The 17,300-nt window shown below is 64.7% G+C and carries 16 protein-coding genes and 1 rRNA gene; 4 read left to right on the top strand and 13 right to left on the bottom strand.

Annotated elements, in window-relative coordinates:
* Positions 1-85: 85 nt before the first annotated feature.
* Together HLH29_RS00085 and HLH29_RS00080 are read right to left on the bottom strand one after the other, a co-directional pair.
* Positions 86-877, bottom strand: a complete 792-nt coding sequence (locus HLH29_RS00085) for an inositol monophosphatase family protein (RefSeq protein WP_182963982.1) — start codon at positions 875-877, stop codon at positions 86-88.
* A gap of 41 nt (positions 878-918) precedes the next feature.
* Positions 919-1,416 (bottom strand): MmcB family DNA repair protein, encoded by a 498-nt coding sequence (locus HLH29_RS00080; RefSeq protein ID WP_182963981.1) that lies wholly within the window; start codon positions 1,414-1,416, stop codon positions 919-921.
* A gap of 120 nt (positions 1,417-1,536) precedes the next feature.
* Between HLH29_RS00080 and HLH29_RS00075 the strand changes: the two genes are divergently transcribed.
* Positions 1,537-2,448, top strand: coding sequence for a glucosamine inositolphosphorylceramide transferase family protein (locus HLH29_RS00075; RefSeq protein WP_182963980.1), 912 nt, complete (start codon positions 1,537-1,539; stop codon positions 2,446-2,448).
* 6 nt (positions 2,449-2,454) lie between these two features.
* On the opposite strand, the gene HLH29_RS00070 is transcribed toward HLH29_RS00075, so the two are convergent.
* From HLH29_RS00070 to HLH29_RS00045, 6 genes are all read right to left on the bottom strand, one after another.
* The gene (locus HLH29_RS00070; RefSeq protein ID WP_182963979.1) at positions 2,455-3,540 is read right to left on the bottom strand and encodes a glycosyltransferase family 4 protein; all 1,086 of its coding nucleotides are present in this window, start codon (positions 3,538-3,540) and stop codon (positions 2,455-2,457) included.
* 159 nt (positions 3,541-3,699) lie between these two features.
* On the bottom strand, positions 3,700-4,410 hold the full coding sequence (locus HLH29_RS00065; protein ID WP_182964199.1) for an NTP transferase domain-containing protein: 711 nt from the start codon (positions 4,408-4,410) through the stop codon (positions 3,700-3,702).
* A gap of 74 nt (positions 4,411-4,484) precedes the next feature.
* Positions 4,485-5,267, bottom strand: a complete 783-nt coding sequence (locus HLH29_RS00060; protein WP_182963978.1) for a sterol desaturase family protein — start codon at positions 5,265-5,267, stop codon at positions 4,485-4,487.
* Positions 5,264-6,373 carry an LptF/LptG family permease gene (locus HLH29_RS00055; protein ID WP_182963977.1) on the bottom strand — a complete coding sequence of 370 codons (1,110 nt, stop codon included), beginning with the start codon at positions 6,371-6,373 and terminating at the stop codon, positions 5,264-5,266. Before HLH29_RS00055 ends, HLH29_RS00060 begins: the two co-directional genes overlap by 4 nt.
* Entirely contained in the window at positions 6,370-7,566 is a 1,197-nt protein-coding gene (locus HLH29_RS00050) for an LptF/LptG family permease (RefSeq protein WP_182963976.1), read from the bottom strand. The genes HLH29_RS00055 and HLH29_RS00050 overlap by 4 nt, the downstream gene beginning before the upstream one ends.
* A gap of 25 nt (positions 7,567-7,591) precedes the next feature.
* Positions 7,592-8,488 carry a metallophosphoesterase family protein gene (locus HLH29_RS00045; RefSeq protein WP_246373515.1) on the bottom strand — a complete coding sequence of 299 codons (897 nt, stop codon included), beginning with the start codon at positions 8,486-8,488 and terminating at the stop codon, positions 7,592-7,594.
* A 120-nt stretch (positions 8,489-8,608) separates the two neighbouring features.
* Here HLH29_RS00045 and HLH29_RS00040 point away from each other — a divergent pair, with 120 nt between their 5' ends.
* Together HLH29_RS00040 and HLH29_RS00035 are read left to right on the top strand one after the other, a co-directional pair.
* Positions 8,609-9,580: a diacylglycerol kinase family protein gene (locus HLH29_RS00040; RefSeq protein ID WP_182963974.1), complete on the top strand. Its 972-nt coding sequence runs from the start codon at positions 8,609-8,611 to the stop codon at positions 9,578-9,580.
* A 5-nt stretch (positions 9,581-9,585) separates the two neighbouring features.
* Positions 9,586-10,545, top strand: coding sequence for a hypothetical protein (locus HLH29_RS00035; RefSeq protein WP_182963973.1), 960 nt, complete (start codon positions 9,586-9,588; stop codon positions 10,543-10,545).
* Between the two features lie 54 nt (positions 10,546-10,599).
* Here HLH29_RS00035 and spt read toward each other — a convergent pair whose 3' ends face one another.
* The 5 genes from spt to HLH29_RS19955 form a co-directional block, all read right to left on the bottom strand.
* Positions 10,600-11,796: a serine palmitoyltransferase gene (gene spt / locus HLH29_RS00030; protein ID WP_182963972.1), complete on the bottom strand. Its 1,197-nt coding sequence runs from the start codon at positions 11,794-11,796 to the stop codon at positions 10,600-10,602.
* A 4-nt stretch (positions 11,797-11,800) separates the two neighbouring features.
* On the bottom strand, positions 11,801-12,052 hold the full coding sequence (locus tag HLH29_RS00025; RefSeq protein WP_182950899.1) for an acyl carrier protein: 252 nt from the start codon (positions 12,050-12,052) through the stop codon (positions 11,801-11,803).
* A 190-nt stretch (positions 12,053-12,242) separates the two neighbouring features.
* Positions 12,243-13,979, bottom strand: coding sequence for a fatty acyl-AMP ligase (locus tag HLH29_RS00020; RefSeq protein WP_182963971.1), 1,737 nt, complete (start codon positions 13,977-13,979; stop codon positions 12,243-12,245).
* Positions 13,980-14,045: 66 nt separating this feature from the next.
* Positions 14,046-15,179 carry a sensor domain-containing protein gene (locus HLH29_RS00015; RefSeq protein WP_182963970.1) on the bottom strand — a complete coding sequence of 378 codons (1,134 nt, stop codon included), beginning with the start codon at positions 15,177-15,179 and terminating at the stop codon, positions 14,046-14,048.
* 5 nt (positions 15,180-15,184) lie between these two features.
* Positions 15,185-16,582 carry a polysaccharide biosynthesis protein gene (locus HLH29_RS19955; protein WP_182963969.1) on the bottom strand — a complete coding sequence of 466 codons (1,398 nt, stop codon included), beginning with the start codon at positions 16,580-16,582 and terminating at the stop codon, positions 15,185-15,187.
* Between the two features lie 621 nt (positions 16,583-17,203).
* On the opposite strand from HLH29_RS19955, the gene HLH29_RS00005 reads away from it, so the two are divergent.
* Positions 17,204-17,300 (top strand): 16S ribosomal RNA (locus HLH29_RS00005); the annotation flags it as partial.

Genomic DNA, 17,300 nt, shown 5'->3' with positions numbered 1-17,300 from the left:
TGTTCGGCTGGGCGTGTGGTGGGCCATCGACCCACGCCCACTCCTGCCGGATTTTTATGGCGTAACCATGGCTGGCGGCAGCCGATCAGTCCAGCGGTACTGCGAGTGCCGCCGCCAGATCGTCGGCGATTCCGGGTGCCGTCGCTAGCAGGGTGATGCCGCCATCCAGCCCGCCATCCCGCAGGAAGGGGGAGAAGCGGGCCCCGGCTTCCTCCAGCAGCACCAGCGCTGCCGCGACATCCCACAGGTTGATGACCATTTCCAGATAGCCGTCCTGCCGGCCACACGCGACATCGGCCAGGGCCAGCGCGCCGGAGCCGCCGGAGCGTGGCATGGCGCCAAGATCCAGGATCGCGGCCATCTTGGCCGCATAGACGCCGTCCGGGACCTTGTTGCTCCACCCCATCTCGACCATTGCGGACCTTGTATCCGTCACCGGCGAAGCCTGGATCGGCCGGCCGTTGAGGAAGGCGCCGTGGCCTCGCACGGCGGTATAGATCTCGTTCAGGGCCGGGGCGTGGATGATGCCGGCGACCGGCTGGTCGCCATCCATCAGGCCCAGCGAGACGCACCAGCGTGGACGGCCGCGCGCGTAGTTGGATGTGCCGTCGATGGGGTCGACCACCCAGCGTAACTGGCCGGTACGGGTGCGTCCTTCTTCTTCGCCCTGGAAGCCGTCCTCGGGGAACAGGGCGCCGATCCGTTCGGAAATCAGGGCCTCGACCGCGCCGTCGGCTTCGGTCAGCCAGTCCTGGGCGCTCTTCTGCTTGCCCGAGGGGCCGCCCGGCGGCGGGCGCATCGCCATGGCCAGATCGGCCGCGTCGCGGACGATGGAGCGTGCGGCCTCGAACCGGCGCAGGATGGCGGCATCGGACATCGGAAAACCTTTCAGGGTTGGTTGGATGGGGCGGAGCGCGATCATTCGGCCCGCCCTGCCATCCGCAGGGCAGCCGTGATGGCGGGGTCGTCCAGACGGGCCAGCCGTGCGGCTGCCTGGGTGGCGAACAGCCATGTCAGCTTCCGCCGCCGTGCGGACGGCAGGGCGGTCGTGGCCGATGGCCGCAGGATGGCGGTTTCGGCGATCACGTTCAGGCCGTCGGGGATGGTATCGGTATCGGCGACCATGATCCCGGTCGCCTCGGGCAGCAGGGAAAGAGGAAAAGTGCGATCGACGGCGAAGAAAAGCTGGTCGCACCAATCGTGATAGCAGGTCCATTTCCGGTCGGTCAGGAAGTCGCGGGGGCCGGATTTGATTTCGATGCAGACGAATCCGTTGTCGGGCCGCAGGGCCATGACATCCGCCCGGCGCCCGTCCGGCAGGATCAGTTCGTTCAGGGCCGCCCAGCCCATCTGGCCGCAGAGATGATTGACCGCGCGGCGGATGGCGATCTGGTTCTGGATGGGATCGATGGGCATCCCGCGCACCATGCCACGGGTGGGTCGGCGCGTCACGGTCGCGGAGGTTTGCGAACGCGGCCTGATGGGATAGACCGCTCGGCGGCCGTCATGGGGCGGCCTTGCAGCATGGGGAGCGGCATGGGCATCCTGCGCACCGATATCTGGCGGACGGGCATTCTGCCCTGTGCGCTGCCCGAAATCCTGGCGCGTGGCGGCGTTGACGGGTTACCGGTGACCTGGCTGCCGGATCTCGGGCCGTTCCGTTTTCTGGCCGATCCGTTCGGGGTGTGGCGGGATGATCGGCTGTATCTGTTTGCCGAGGTTTATGATTATCGCGACCGGATCGGCCGGATCGACGTCTTCGTCTTCGATCGGGCGATGCGCCTTCTGGATGCACGGTCGGCGCTGTCCGAGCCGTGGCATCTGTCCTATCCGGTGGTGATCGCGGAAGGGGATGAGATCTATCTGCTGCCCGAAGCCTATCGGTCCGGTCGGCTGACATTGTATCGCGCCGCCTCCTTTCCCGATCGCTGGGAGAAGGTCCCCGATTTCGCCTTTCCCGAAGCGGCGATCGATGCTTCGCCGGTGCGGATCGATGGTAGGTGGTGGATGTTCTACTGCCCCTCCAGCGGGTCGGCGGAAGACAAGCAGAGTCTGCTGCATGTCGCCTGGGCCGACACGCTGCGCGGCCCGTGGCATCTGCATCCCGGCAATCCGGTGCGGCGGGATCGTCGCAGTGCGCGGCCGGGGGGCACGCCGATCCTGGTTGATGGGCGGGTGGTGCTGCCGACCCAGGATTGCACGGGCACGTATGGCGGGGCGATCGTGCCTCTGACGATCACCGAACTGGGGACGACGCGCTTTGTCGCCCGGGCCGGCGCGCCCATCGTCGCGGCGGCGGACTGGAAGCCCTATACCGACGGCCTGCACACTTTGTCCGCCGCCGGGGATGTGACGCTGGTGGATGCGAAGCGGATCAGCCGCTCGCCGCGTCGGATCGCGATCGAACTGGATCGTCTGAGTCGGCGGAGGATCGGCAAGGGCCGATAGGAGGCCTCAGCCGCGCCGAGGGGGCGTGATCCGTGCCAGGATCGCATCGCCGGCGGCATCGAACCGTTCGGGGGCGAACAGGTCCAGCACGTGGGTTCGTGCGGCCTGGCCCATGGTGGCCAGGGCTTGGGGCTGGCGCAGCATCCTTGCCAGGGCCTCGGCCAGGGCGGTGGGATCGGCGGGGGGAACCAGCAGTCCGGACACGCCGTCCTGCACGGTGTAGCGGATCTCGCCGACCGCGGAGGCGACGGGGGCCAGGCCCGCCTGCATGGCCTGATGCACGCCGATGCACAGTCCTTCATGCAATGAGGGCTGGACGTAGCCGTGCTGGGTGGACAGGAAGCCGGCCACCGCGCTGGTGAAGCCTGCCAGGCGCAGCGTGGTCAGGCCGTGTTCCCGGATCTGGCTTTCGAGTTGGGGGCGTGCATCGCCTTCGCCGGCGATGGTGACCTGAAAAGGCGGCAGGGACAGGTCGTTCTTCAGCAGCGCGAGGGCGTGACACAGCACGTCATAGCCCTTGACCGGATGCAGCCGCCCCAGAGAGCCGATCCGTACGATTTCGCCGGCTTGCCAGGCGCGGGCGGGCGGGCAGGTGGGATCGGCGCGGAAAATTGGCCACAATGCGGCGCGGTTTGCCGGAATCCGCAGCCGGTGGCGCATGAAATCCAGCACGCAACTGGAATCGGCGACCCAGATCCGGCTCAGTCCCCGCAGGCTGCGCAGCAGGCGGGTGTTGGCGGGGCTCAGGCCGGCGGAATGCTGCCAACTGACGACGGGGAGGCGGCGCTTCAGCCCCACCATCTGTCCTATCACGGTGGCCCGGGTCAGGGACGTCCAGATCAGGTCGGGGTGCCAGTTTCCGATCTGGTGGTTCAGCCAGCGCAGGGCTGCCAGATGGTCGCGTTGTCCTTCGGGACAGATTTGGACCGGGAGGCCGGCTGCCTGCATCGCCGGCAGAGCGCGGCCGTCGCGGCGGAGCAGTGCGAAGATGGCGACCTCGTGCCCGGCGCGGCGCAGGACGCCGGTGATGTCGGGCACGGGGAAGGCAGCGCCGCCGCCCTCCAGCGAGTTGATGATGTAGGCGATGCGCATGGAGTTATGCGAACCGTGCGGTCTCTTTCTTCTTTTTCTGAAGAAAAAGAAGCAAAAAGACTTTTATCCGTTTGGTGTCCGACGATGCCCGCAGGATTTCCCTCAAGGAATCAAAAGTTTTTTGGTTCTTTTTTTTAAAAAAGAACAGGGATGCGTCCTTCATTCGGAGGGGGGCCGGAGCAGGGATTCCACCAGAATCAGGTCGGCGGGTTTATCGACATCCACGGCGGCACGGCCGTCGGGCAGGGCGACCAGTTTGACCGAGGCCTGGCTCAGGCTGCCGACCCTTGCGCACAGGGCCGCGCGGGTCAGGCCGCCAGTCACGTAGCGCAGCAGGGTGCCGATCCCCAGCAGACGCGCCATGCGCAGCGGCCGTTTGCGTTCCTGCTCGATCCGCTGCCACAACTGCACCACGCCGATCGACGCCGGCGTGCGGAACAGGAACAGGTTGCAGCCGGAAAAGGCGCCATCGGCCAGACGGATCATCGTGCGTTTCGTGCCTGGGACGTCGCGCGCGATATCGGCCTCCATGGCGACGGCGGCGGCCATGTCGCACTGTGCGTCGACGGAGTCGAGGAAGGCGTCGATCCATTCCGGGCGCAACAGCGCATGGTCGGCGGTGGTGACCAGCAGCGGGGTGCCGAGTGTGCGCAGGGCCTCCATCACGCTGGCGCTGGGGCCGGCGGCGGGCGGCAGGAAATCCACCGCATGGTCCAGTTCGAGGCTCGTCAGAATGCCGGGGGTTTCGATGCTGATGACGATGCGGCCGATGCGGGGGTTGGCGGCAAGGGCGTCGATCACCCGTGCGATCATCGGCCGGCCGGCCACGGGAAGGATCGCCTTGTGCGACACGTTGGCGGCGCTGGCCATCGGGTCCTCGGCGCCGGCACGGGTGCCGGCGAGGACCAGGACGGTCAGGGGGGCGGCCGGCGGGGTGTCGGACGTCACGCTGCGTTCCGCTGCGGTGTCGCCCCGTCCGGCCGGTCGCGCGGAGGCGCGCCGGTCTGTTCCATCACCCAGGGATAGCGGCCGGCTTCTTCCAGATCGTAGCCCAGGTTGAAGACATGCGCGCTGCGCGGCCGGGCGCGGGCATCGACGTAATAGGTGCCGAAGACGCGGTCGACGACGAAGCTGGTGATGCCGTAATTGCCGTCCTCGTCATGGAAGTGATGCAGGACATGGCGCTGCTTCATCTTCTGAATCCAGCGCATCCGCGGCTTGTAGTTCAGGTGCTGGATGCAGTGGAAGAATTCATAGATGCAGGTGATGACCAGCCCGGTGCCCATTGCCGCCGCGGCGCCGCCGACATTGCCGATCAGGTAGCCGATTGGCAATGTGATGATGGCGATGGTGGGGATGGTATTCAGCGGCGAGCCGAACAGCACATCCAGCAGATGCGGGTCCTGATGATGGTCGAAATGGATGCGCTTCCACAGCGTGGCCGTCCATTTCATCCGATAGAGGAAGCGGCCGTGCAGGATGAAGCGGTGGATCATGTACCACGCCAGCGGATAGACCGCGACGACGGCACCAGCGGCGACCAGGGCCGGTCCGATGCCGGGGAACTGCCGTGCCAGCACCACGAGGCTGATCACGGCCAGAACGATATAGAGCAGGATCGTCGGGTAAGTGAGGTAGGCGATCCACAACTGGCGGAGATTCATTTTCCCCAGGTCGAAGCTTCGGCCGGTGCGGAGATTCGTGTTATGTAAGGTCGTGCCGATCATCTCTCTTCAATCCTCAACACCAGGGCACAGACGGCGAGCGTGAAGATCACGATGCCGGGCAGGGTTGCCGCCGGGGCGGGCAGCGTGCCGGCGTTGCCCAGTGCCCGCAGCATGCCCTGGAAGACCACGAACAGCAGGCCGGCCCCCAGGCACCAGACCGGCAGCCAGCTGCGTGTTCCGCTTCGTGGTGGGATATAGACCACCGGCAAGGCCAATAACAGCATTACCGCGAAGCTGAGGGGGGTGAGCACCCGTGCCAGCAGTGCAGTGCGGAGGGCCGCCGGCGGCTGGGACGCGGGCATGCGGCCGCGCAGGATCGCGATGATGGTGGTGGCCGAAAGTGGAGGCGTGTCCATCGACAGCCTGATCATGTCGGCGGGGCGAATCCCGGCAGGCCAGCCATGCGCCAGCGCCGGTGCGGGGGACAGCGTGGCCGTACGGACGGTGGCGGCGCCGGTCGGTTCGAGGCTGCGTCCGCCATTGTCGGTCCATGTACCGTCCGCATAGCGAAGCGTGTCGAGATGAACGGTGCGGAGCAGGCGGCCGTTCGGCCCCCGCTGATACAGGTCGACATGGGTGACGGTCGTGCCGCCATGGGCGACATAGCCGATATCGGCCAGTGTCGTACCGGCGCGGAACCAGAAGCCGTGCCCGGTTTCGGGATGGGGATCGGTGCGGTTCCACCAGCTTGCCAGCGCCAGTTCCGAGCGCGGTGTGATCTGGTCGTCGACCAGGGCCCCGGCCACGCCCAGTGCGAGGATCGCGGGCAGCATCAGGCGGGTCAGGCCGGGGGTGGTCAGGCCGGCGGCACGCAGGATCGCGATCTCGCTGCCGGTTGTCATCTGTACCAGCAGGACCAGAGAGCCGATCAGCACTGCCAGCGGCAGGGTGCCGCCCACCAGCATGGGTGCGTGCAGCATCATAAAATAGGCGATGCCGCGCGCACCCTGGTGCCGTTCCAGGATCGGCGTCAACTGTTCCAGCAGCGCCAGGATCTCCATCAGCGCCAGCAGGATGGCCGCTGTCGTCAGGATTCGCCCGATCAGTTCGCGCGTCAGGTAGCCGATCAGCACGTTGCGCGTCGGCGAGGGGGGCGGCGTACTCATGACGAGGGGCTGGCCGACAGCCGGGTGAAGGGGCGCCGCCAGATCCGGCCGCTTCCCGCCGATCCGGTCCGATGCACGATCAGCCAGACGCAGGCGCCGCAGAACAGGAAGAATGGCCCCCATATGACGAGCCAGGGTGACATCGAGCGGCTGGCGACCAGGCTCAGCCCCAGTTGCAGCGCGTGATCGAAGCCGACCAGGCTGATGGCGGCGATGGCCAGCCCCAGATTGCGCCGCTGGCGCTTGGCCACGCCCGCAAGCGCACAGGCCAGGATCGGGATGAAGGGTATGGCCAGGGCGCGGGCGAGGCGGAAATGGAGTTCGGCCACCAGATGAGGCCGTCGGATTGCCGGATCGCCGGTATGCACGCCCCGCAACAGTTCAAACAGGGTCAGTTCCCGCTCGTCATTGCCGCGGCGGCGGAAGGCGTGGGCCTGCGAGACGGTCTGGAAGATACGCGTGGTGGTGTCGAACTGCACCAGGGTCGGTGCTGTGTCCTGCCGGTCGGTGACGATGATGCCATGCGCCAGGTCGAGCCGGACCGAGGTCCGGTCATCGGCGATCCGCAAGGTTCCGCTCTCGGCGGAAATGTCGCGTTCCAGCCCGCTGCTCCGGTCGCGGATGAAGACGTGGTGCAGGCGCGTGCCGGCCCCGTCGACCCGGTCTGCCGTCAGCATCAGCGTGTCGGCGGGGGTTGCGAACATCCCGCTTTGCAAATGGGGGGCCCAGCCCGCATGGGCGGCGAAATACATCGCCTGCCGGAAATCGTAGCGGGCATAAGGCTGGATGAAGCCATAGAGGCTGAACCCCACCAGGCCCATGACCGAGCCCACCATGACGAAGGGGCGCGCGATCCGCAGCAGCGAGATGCCGCTGGCCATCAGGGCGTCGATCTCATTGTTCTGGCTCATCCGCCGAACGACCGAAAAGACGCTGACGCAGATCGCTGCCGGCAGGGCCAGGCCCAGATAATGGGGGATGAGGTCGGCCAGGAGCCCGGCGAAGATCTTGAGCGTGCCGCCATCCGCTGCCAGCACGTTCAGAAGGACCAGCAGCCGTTCCAGCAGCAGCGCTGTCATCACCACGGCCAGCGAGATCAGGAAAGGCGGTGCCATCTGCCGCACCAGATAACGGTCGAGGGTTCCCGGCGTGATCCTTTGCAGCAAGGCGGAAGGGCGAGGCGCGCGCATCATGTCGGCCCACACATACAAGCATCGCCTAGGGGAGGCGATAGACATCGAAGCGCCAGGGCGGCAACTCCTGGACCGGTTGGCCCGGTGCGACCAGCCGGCGGCGGATTTCGGCGGCATAGCCGCGCCCGGTGCCGGCGATGCGGATATGGTGCCATGCGGCCATGCGCTCCTGGCCCCGGGCCAGCATCGAGGCCGAGGCAATCCCCAGCACCGGCACCGTCGCCGTGGGGCCGGGCAGGGAGGACAGGCCGGAGCGATGGCTGTGGCCGTGCAGGACCAGTTCGGCCCCCGCCCGGGCAATGGCGGTGGCGAACAGTCCGCCATCCAGCAGTGCCTTGCGGCGGGACACGATGCCGGGAACCGGTGGATGATGGATCATGACCACGCGGAAGGCGCCTTCGCGGCCGGTTTCATGCAGTATGTCGGTCAGGCGGGCGGCCTGCGCCGCCCCGATCCGCCCGGCGGCGGAAAACCAGGGGGTGGGGCAGGCGGAATTGACGCCGATCAGCGCGAGCGGGCCGATCCGTCGGACAAAGGGAAAATCATCCGGCCGGGTCGCCATCCAGGGTTTCCAGAGCCCCAGCGTGGTGCCCCAGGGCGCGCGCACCAGCATGTCGTGATTGCCGGGGATGATCGCCGTTTGCTGGGGCAGGCGTGCCGACACCCATGAAGCCGCGCGCCGGCATTCCACCGGGAGGCCCAGATTGGTGAGGTCCCCCGTCAGGGCCACGGCATCCGGTGTCATGGCGCGGATGTCGGTGACCAGGGATTCCAGAACGGTGTCGACATGCAGGAAACGGCGCTTTCGCCGCCAGGAGAGCTGGCTGGTCATGCGCTTGTTCAGCAGGGCCCATGCCGGAAACCGCAGCCCATCATGTGCAAGATGCAGATCGGACAGATGGGCCAGGGTAATGTCGTTCATGGTTTCCTCCGCACTGTCGTCGGCCTCCATGTCCCGCGGGGTTCACGATCTTGCAATAATGCCGGGAACGCGGCTTATGACCCTAAGAATGTCGGTGCCACAGAGAAAGGTCGATAGGGAGTGAGCGAGCGGTTCGCCCTGATCCACAACCCGCGCAGCCGCCGCAATGGCCGTGAAGACGGCTCGTTCCGTCGGCGTGCGTCCCAGGCGTTGGGGCCGCTGTTCTTCCATTCGGCGTCCAAGCCTGCCGTGGTCGAGATCGTGACCGAACTGGCCCGACGCGAAATCGGGGTGATTGCGATCGACGGGGGGGATGGCACCGTCAGCGATGTCATGTCCGCCATTCACCAATGCTATCCGGCGGACGCGTTGCCGGCACTTGCCGTACTGCCGTCGGGGAATACCAATCTGATCGCCGCCGATGTGGGGTTCGGTCTGCGTGGCAAGGCGGCGCTTGAACGGTTGAGCGTTCTGGCCGGCGAAGGCGCCCTGCGGCGTCGCATCCTGCGGCGCAACGTGCTGGCCGTTCGCTGGTCCGATCCGGCGCGTCCGGCCGTGCTGGGGATGTTCCATGGTGCCGCGGCCTTCACGCGCGGAATCCGTATCGCTCATCGGCCGGTCATCCTGAACCGCTTTTCGCATGATCTCGCGGTCGGGGTCGCGATCGCGTCCTCGCTGGGGCGGCTTGTTTTCCGCTCGACCCGCCGTAAATGGCTGGCCGGCGATCCCGTGACGCTTGCGGTCGGGGACGAGGTGCCGCGGACGGCGGACAGTTTCCTGTTCCTCGCCTCCACGCTGGCATGCCTGCCCGGAGGCATGTGGCCTTTTGCGTCGCGCGAGGGGCATGGCCTGTCTTATCTCAGCGTCGCAGCCTTTCCCGAACATCTGCTTTCCGCGACATGGTCGTTACTGCGCGGGCGGTCCGCCGCATGGCTGGATCACTCGCCATCCTACCGGCGTGGCCGTACCGATCGTCTGGCCCTGAAGCTGGAAGGCGACTTTGTGCTGGATGGCGAAATCCTGGATTCCGGTCCGGATGGGCAGACCTATCTGTCGGCGGGGCCGGCTTTCGATTTTATCCGGAATGCCTGATCCCCATGGATGACGTGCGATACGATCTTTTCGCCGCCGGGCGGGTCGCCCGTATCCTGACGGACGAGCTGGTTCGGCCGGTGGAACCGGCGGTGACGGCGTTTGTCGGCGAACTGGTCGGGGATGCGCCGGTACTGGGGGTGCTGTTCTATGGGTCTGGCCTGCGGCAGGTGGACCCGGAGGGCATTCTCGATTTCTACGTCGTGCTGGATCGGCAGGCGGACTGGCCGCGCAGCAGGGCGGCGCGCGAGGCGAATGCGCTGTTGCCGCCCAATGTGGAATATCATGAGCGCACCATCGATGGCCGATATGTCCGGGCCAAGGTCGCCATCCTGACCGTCGCGCAGTTCCGGGCGCTGACGGCGCGCGGCAATCTGGACACCACGATCTGGGCACGCTTCTGCCAGCCGGTGCGACTGGTCTGGGTGCGCGACGCGGCGGCGGCCGACGCGATCCTGGGCTGCCTGATCCGCGCCGTGGCTGTGGCCGCCTGGTGGGCGGCTCTGCTAGGCCCTGAGAGCGGAACGGCACAGGCCTATTGGGAAAGCCTATTCCGCCGGACTTATGCTGCGGAATTGCGGGTCGAAGGGGGGGATCGTCCCACCACGCTGCTGGCCGGTGATCTGGGGGCGCGCTTCGACGTGCTGCTGCCGGCCGCCTGGGCTGCGTCCGGCCTTTCGTTCGTGCGGGAGGGCGACATGCTGTGTCCGGCAGTATCGACCGACGCGCGCGCACGGGCGGGTCGCCAATGGCGGATTCGGGCCGATCTGGGGCGCCCGTTGAATGCGGCACGCCTGTTCAAGGCCGCCTTCACCTTCGCCGGCGGGGCGCGCTACATCGCCTGGAAGGTGCGCCGGCATAGTGGGTTCGACCTTGCGCTGACCCCGTTCGAGGCCAGGCATCCGCTGATCTGTCTGCCCCGGCTGCTCTGGCGGCTGAAGGGGGCTGGGATATTCCGGCGCTGAAGAGCGTCGGGGGGCTTCCCCGTCGCCTGAGGACGACGGGGCGGGGCTGGGCGTCTAGTGGCTGGCCCCCATTTCGCGGGCCACCGTGGCGAAGATTTCGATGGCCTGGTCGATCTGCGCCGCGTCATGCGTCGCCATCACCGAGGTGCGCAGCAGAGGGTGCTGGTCGGGGGTCGCGGGCGGCAAGCTGAGATTGACATACACGCCCAGATCCAGGAGCCGGTTCCAGAACTGTACCGCCTGGGCGACCTCGTCCAGAACCACCGATACGACGGGGCTGGCCTGCGGACCGGTACGCAGGCCGATCGCGTTCAGGCCGGCATGCAGGCGGCGGGCATTGTCCATCAGCCTGTGCCGCAGCTCAGGCCGCTGCTCCAACTCGCTCAACGCTGCCATGGTGGCGGCGATGACGTCCGGCGGAAGCGACGCGGTGAACATATAGGGCCGTGAGCATAGCCGGATCAGGTCCAGCCCGTCCTGGTCCGAAACGCAGTAGCCGCCGACCGTACCCAGGCTCTTGGAGAAGGTGCCGACGACGAAATCGACATCGTCCTCGACCCCGCAGGCTTCGGCGACGCCGCGCCCGTGTTCGCCCATGACACCCACGGAATGGGCCTCGTCCGCCAGCAGCCAGGCGCCGGTTTCGCGCTTCACTGCCGCGAACTCGGCCATCGGCACCACGTCGCCCATCATTGAGTAGATGCCTTCGACGACGATCAGCTTGGCGCCCGGTGTGCCGTCCAGGCGGCGCAGGCGCTTGTGCAAATCCTCGGGGTCGTTATGGCGGAAACGGATGACCTGCGCCTGGCTGAGCCGGCTGCCGTCATAGATGCTGGCGTGGCTGTCGGCATCCAGCAGCAGATAATCGTCCTTGCCGGCCAGGGCCGAGATCATGCCCAGATTCGCCTGGTAGCCCGTCGAGAATACCATGCAATGCCGACGGCGGAAGAAGGCGGCGATACGCTCTTCCAACTGGCGGTGCAGGCCCTGGGTGCCATTGGCGATGCGCGATCCGGTGGTGCCGACCCCATGGGTACGCAGTGTGCCGATCGCGGCATCGATCGCCGCTTCGCTCTGGCTGAGGCCCAGGTAATTGTTTGTGCCGAACAGCAGGGTCTCACGCCCTTCGATCACGCCCACGGTCGAGGACACGGGGTGGTCGATCACGACGGAAAACGGGTTGCGGCCTCCGCCATTGGTCACGGCCGCCAGCGAACGGGCCAGCGGCTCGTATTTGGTGAAGATCGACATGGAGTCAGTCGCCCTGCTTCAGCGACACGATGCAGTTGGCCAGGTCGTCGATGGTGCGAATGTCGGCAAGCCGGTCGAGCGGAACGGATACGTCGAGGGAATCCTCGATTTCCATTACGAAATTCATGACCGCGAGTGAATCGAAGGCCAAATCCTCGACGATCTTGCTGCTGCCGCTGATGTCGCGGGGAACCTTGGGATTCGCCAGCAGCGTCTGGATGATCAGGGCAGAGACGTCCGCGACCGTTTCACTCATTATAAATGCATCCTTATTGCGGGAGCCGTCCCCGTGTGACGTGCCCGAACCCCGCCTGCCATATCGGGGAGCAGGGCAGTCTGGCGGACTGCTTGCGCCCCCTCTCAACAGAGAGGATGTCCTTATATCGAAATCCGGTCGATTGGCCAGTATTGAAGCTGGGGCCTGTCGCGGGGCAGGCCCCAGCGGATCATGCGACCGATGCGGTCTCGCTGACCGAATCGAAAGCGCCCGACAGCAGCATGGCCTTGGCCCGTGCGCGGGTCAGCTTGCCCGACGAAGTCTGCGGCAGCGTATGGGGTGGGATCAGGATCACGGAGACATCGACCCCATGCTGGCGGCGGAACAGGCTGGCAGCTTCATTGCGCAGGGTTTCGCGGGCCTCGGGGGTGGCCGCGCGGCACTGGATCAGGGCCACGACCTTTTCGCCCTTCTCCTGATCGATCGAGAAGACGGCGACATCGCGGCTGCGCAGGGCGCCGATTTCGGTCTCGGCGGACCATTCCAGGTCCTGCGGCCAGATATTGCGGCCATTGATGATGATCAGATCCTTGGCGCGGCCGGTCACGACCACCTGCCCGTCGATCATGTAACCGAGATCGCCGGTATTCAGCCAGCCGCTGGCATCCAGAACGCGCTGGGTTTCCTGGGGCTGGTTGAAATAGCCGCGCATGAGGCTGGGGCCACGGACGAAAATGGTGCCGACCTTGCGGTCCGGCAGAGGCCGCCCCGCAGGGTCGCGAACCTCCAGTTCATGCTCGGGCAGAACCTTGCCGCATAGGGTGAATGTTCTCAGAGCATGCGAGGGGTCGTTTGAGGGGCGTGCCACACCTTGCGTCTCCAGGAAACGTAGATCGACCGTATCGGTCTGGATGCCGGTATGGAGCGGCACGAAGCTGATGGCCAGCGTGGCCTCGGCCATGCCGTAGCTGGCGGTAAACGCCCGCCCGTCGAATCCGGACGCCGCGAAGCGTTCGGCAAATTCCTCGAGGATATGGTGACGGATCATGTCGCCACCGATTCCCGCGACACGCCAGCACGACAGTTCGAGCGTGACCGTCGAGGCACGGCGCGCGCACAATTCGAAACCGAAGGAGGGGCTGTAGGAAATGGTGCCGCGATTGCGGCTGATCAGATCCAGCCAGACATGGGGACGACGGGCGAACTCGCGCGTTGGCAGCATATCGACGGTCAACTGGCAGGTGACCGGCGTGAGGAAGAAGCCGACGAGGCCCATATCATGATACAGCGGCAGCCACGACACGCACCGGTCGCCCGTTTCGCGGACCTTCAGGCCGTCGCGGGCGATTGCGCGGGCGTTTGCCATGCCTGATTGCTGGGTGACCGCGACCCCCATCGGAAAGCGGGTGCTGCCCGAGGAGAATTGGAGATAGGACAGATCGTCGGGGGAGACGGTCGGCAGCGCGACCGGGCCGACCGGCAGGGCCATCAGGTCGGCTGGACGCCCGCCGAAACGCAGATCGAAGCCTTCGACGATTTCGCCCGTCCAGCCGGCAATGATGTCGGGCACGATGACGGCGCCGGCGCCGGCGCTCTCGATCATACCGCGCAGGGTTGTCACATAGCCTTCGCGTCCGCCGAACGCGACTGGCAGCGGCAACGGTGCAGGTACCAGCCCTGCATATTGGCAGCCGAAAAAGATTCGGGCGAAATCGCCATCGCTTTCCGCGACGATTGCCACTCGCTCACCCGGGCGCAGCCCTAGTGTCAGCAGCCGTCGTGCGACATCCAGCGCCTGTTCGCGCAGTGTTCGGTAGGGGAGGGACTCCAGCAGTTGGCCACGGCCGGAATAGACGTTGAATCCCGCTTCCCCGAGGGCAGCGTAATCCAGAGCTTCCGGAAACGTGGCAAAATCGCCGAGGCGTCGCATCTGACCAGAATCTGTCGGAGTCGGAGAGAGTGTCATTTCAGGTAACGAATCTTCCACCTGGAGCATGTAATCAAGGCAGGTTCAAAGCGATGGCGAAGGCGCTCATGAATGCGCCTTTCGGAGGAATTCTACGATGGCATCCGCGCCAATTGGCGCTGTTGGCCCGATATCCGCCAGGCCGAAGGTCTCACGTATATACGATTTTTGCCGGTCAAGGAAATCCGGGTGCCCGGCGACGGCGCCATCCAGAGCCTGACCAAGGCTGGCCGCCGTGTCGATCACCGGCCCCAGGGACCAGAACAGATAGTCGGGATTGTCGTGCCATTTCGTCTCATGCGCGTCAAGAAACAGGCAGGGACGCGGGTTGATCAGAAATTCGGCCACCTGGCTGCTGACATCGCCCAGATAGAGGTCGGCACCCATGGTATAGGTCATGTCGACGCTTCTGGTGCTGCCCGGATCGATGAGCATGTGCGGTATTCCCTCATAGGCGCGCAGGATGCTCGCAGCTTTGTCGCGATGTGCGTCAAACAGCCGGTAATGCGGCGCGAAAACAAGATTGTATCCGTCCTGATTGGCAAAATAGTCCAGAACTTGAGTGCCCAGCTTATACCATGATGTCAGCTTGGGATTGAAATGCGGATTATAGAGAACTGTCGGGCGCCTGTTGCCAAACAATGGTGGGGCGTTGCTATGCATCAGGCGCACGAGATCGAATTTGGCATAGACCCCTGTGACGTAATGTCCAGGGCGCAGCGAGCCCTGGGTCAGAAGGCGATTTTCCAGCTTTCTTCCTGCCATCAGGATAAAATCAAAATGTCGGACATCCCGGGCAAAGCCCACCGCGCGGTCTCCGGCACCGTGTCGGGTCCAGATCAGGCGGGGGGCGCGCAGCCCGATCCTGCGCAGATAGAGGGATGTGCGCTCGGGAACGACAATCGCCTGAAATGTCTCGAAATAATTCTTGTTGAAAAGCAGGGTCGCCAGTTTGGTCAGGATGCTGGGCCCGCGACGGGTCAATTGCCGCCGTAACGGTCCGGGCAGGGTCAGCCGTTCATAAGCGACCTGCGAGTCCGGATAGAGGCTGGCCAGGCGCCGTATATAGGCTTCCTGCTCGTCTGTCAGGCAGGCGATATGGACCGCGATCTCCGGATATCGGCGCGCGATTTCCATAGCGACTGGCAGGGAGTGGGCGATTTGGTGGGGCTGGGCGATATAGGGAAAGACGATGCGCATTGGGATCAGGCCGGCCCTGGATTGGACGCGCTGGGGGAGGAGGTGTTGGGCGTCAGCGTTCGGCGTGCATGCGACGCCATGGCCAGTTGCATGAGGACCAGGACAATCGCTCCACCGACATTGGCTGGGCCTACGCCGTCCAGTCCATGGAAATGGATTAGAATCATCAGAACCGGCAGGAAGAAAATGACATCTACACAGCGTGCAATTACGACGGCGCCCGCGCGGCGGAATGTCATCAGCAATGGCTCCAGCGGCAGGCCGCAAATCGCCACGATCTCGGCACCGAGCATCCACAGCATGATGCTGACGGCTGCCTGATCCTGTGTGCCTATTACCAACCCCAGTAGTGGGCGCCCCAGCAGGAGCGCAAAGGCCATCAGCAGGCATCCGATACCTCCGGCTGCCAGACTGGACTGCCATGCCAGACGGTACATCCGTTCGGTCGCGCCCTCCCGCCATAGGGAGGCCATTTCGGGATAGAGGGTCTGCTGCATCATCGTTCCGGGCTTGGCGATGCCGGCGGCGATCTGGCTGGCAATACGATAATAGCCGGCGCTGACGGGGCCCAGCACGCTGCCGACGATCAGCGTCGTCACATGGCTGAAGACCAGGGACAGGGTGGCGTTGGCGTTGGTGATGAAGGCGAAGCGCCAGATCCCGGGAAAGTCGATGGCGATTCTGCCTTCCATCAGATCAGGGATGATATCTGCCATCCCTGTCCAGAAGCCTGCCATCAGTTCCCTCTTGTGCAGTTCGTGCCATGCCAGGCCGAACAGCAGCGTAAAGGACACGATCTCGGCCAGCATCCAGACCAGTGCCAGATGCTCGAAAGAGGGGCCGATCACCGGCAGGGCCAATGTTCCGAGCAGACGCACGATCGTTGCCGTGCTGCCTTGCAGGGCCAGCAGATCGAAGCGATTAAGGATACGCAGCACGCCCGTCGGCGTGGCGGCGGCCATGAACAGGGGGGGTAGGCTGTAGAATGTGCCGATAGGGTGCAGGATCGGCGGCCAGCCCAGGATCGGTCCCATCGTCAGGCTGGCGATGACAGCGATCCCACAGCCCGCGATGCCTCCGATCAGATCCAGGGTCAAACTGAAGCGCAGGACGCGATGGAAGCGCGGCAGGTCCCTGTCGCCCAAGGGGTGAAAGCCATACTGCAGCAGGGTCTGCCATGACTGAAAATCCACCAGATCGCCGATGGTGCGGGCGAACGCGTAAAGCATGACCACCAGGCCGAAGCCGTAACCGCCCAGCAGGTGGATGGCGAGGGAAGCATGCAGCAGACTGAGCGGAGCATTGAGGGCCCTTCCGCCAAGCAAAACCCCCAGATTGCGGAATGCGCGCCGAAGGCCGCGTCGTTCGTTGAGGGGCGATTGGTTCGGTGAGGCGGCGGACACGAGAAGATAGAGCCTGCTTTATCGGTGTGGATGAAGAAGGCCGCGTGGAAGCGGCCGGTGCCTGCTCAGATAGGGCGGCGGAGTAAGAGCATGAAAGGTGGCGGCGATGCAAAATCACTCTTTGCAGTGGCAGGACAGGTCCTACCGATCTGGAGGGGCTAAATCAGGAATGGCGGTTTTCCGGGATATTTCGTCGGGCTGAGCAACTTTTTTGTTTTTTTTTGAACTCCTGTGTTGACGGTGTTAGGGGTGGGGTGTAGATCGCTCTTCACCGCCGGGGCTGAGGTTCTTGACCTGGTGGGGATGACCTGCTAGTTTCTTTGGCCCTTCTGGGGTGTTTGAGATTAGAAGTTGTTCTTTGACAATAGAATATGGAATGGAAGGGATATGTTGGCGGCGTTCTGACGGCCTGCGAGAGTGGGTTGTAAGGGATTGGTTTTATCTGGGTTTAGCCTGGGTTTGATTGATGCCTGCTTGGACGCTGTGATGCATATTTCTTTGATTTATGCGTTTTTATAGCTTTCGAGTTTGATTGCTTGGGCCTTTGGTTTGAGTAGTTAAGGCTTGGATTGAGTTCGGGTTTGTTTGTTTTGGGTTTCTGCTTTTATGGAGATCTGAGATGAACCTGAGAGTTTGATCCTGGCTCAGAGCGAACGCTGGCGGCATGCTTAACACATGCAAGTCGCACGAACCTTTCGGGGTTAGTGGCGGACGGGTG

Origin of the sequence: Gluconacetobacter tumulicola, from assembly GCF_014174215.1 — a bacterium.
Lineage (GTDB): Bacteria > Pseudomonadota > Alphaproteobacteria > Acetobacterales > Acetobacteraceae > Gluconacetobacter > Gluconacetobacter tumulicola.
Note: the sequence above shows the minus strand (reverse complement) of the source record. Positions and strands in the feature narration are given on the sequence as shown.

Coding starts and splice junctions, on each gene's coding strand:
- HLH29_RS00070 (WP_182963979.1), bottom strand. CDS start 3,540: ATGCGCATCGCCTACATCATCAACTCGCTGGAGGGCGGCGGCGCTGCC.
- HLH29_RS00015 (WP_182963970.1), bottom strand. CDS start 15,179: ATGCGCATCGTCTTTCCCTATATCGCCCAGCCCCACCAAATCGCCCAC.
- spt (WP_182963972.1), bottom strand. CDS start 11,796: ATGTCGATCTTCACCAAATACGAGCCGCTGGCCCGTTCGCTGGCGGCC.
- HLH29_RS00060 (WP_182963978.1), bottom strand. CDS start 5,267: ATGATCGGCACGACCTTACATAACACGAATCTCCGCACCGGCCGAAGC.
- HLH29_RS00055 (WP_182963977.1), bottom strand. CDS start 6,373: ATGAGTACGCCGCCCCCCTCGCCGACGCGCAACGTGCTGATCGGCTAC.
- HLH29_RS00050 (WP_182963976.1), bottom strand. CDS start 7,566: ATGATGCGCGCGCCTCGCCCTTCCGCCTTGCTGCAAAGGATCACGCCG.
- HLH29_RS00035 (WP_182963973.1), top strand. CDS start 9,586: ATGGATGACGTGCGATACGATCTTTTCGCCGCCGGGCGGGTCGCCCGT.
- HLH29_RS00025 (WP_182950899.1), bottom strand. CDS start 12,052: ATGAGTGAAACGGTCGCGGACGTCTCTGCCCTGATCATCCAGACGCTG.
- HLH29_RS00085 (WP_182963982.1), bottom strand. CDS start 877: ATGTCCGATGCCGCCATCCTGCGCCGGTTCGAGGCCGCACGCTCCATC.
- HLH29_RS00065 (WP_182964199.1), bottom strand. CDS start 4,410: ATGGCCAGCGCCGCCAACGTGTCGCACAAGGCGATCCTTCCCGTGGCC.
- HLH29_RS00075 (WP_182963980.1), top strand. CDS start 1,537: ATGGGCATCCTGCGCACCGATATCTGGCGGACGGGCATTCTGCCCTGT.
- HLH29_RS00020 (WP_182963971.1), bottom strand. CDS start 13,979: ATGACACTCTCTCCGACTCCGACAGATTCTGGTCAGATGCGACGCCTC.
- HLH29_RS00080 (WP_182963981.1), bottom strand. CDS start 1,416: ATGCCCATCGATCCCATCCAGAACCAGATCGCCATCCGCCGCGCGGTC.
- HLH29_RS00045 (WP_246373515.1), bottom strand. CDS start 8,488: ATGAACGACATTACCCTGGCCCATCTGTCCGATCTGCATCTTGCACAT.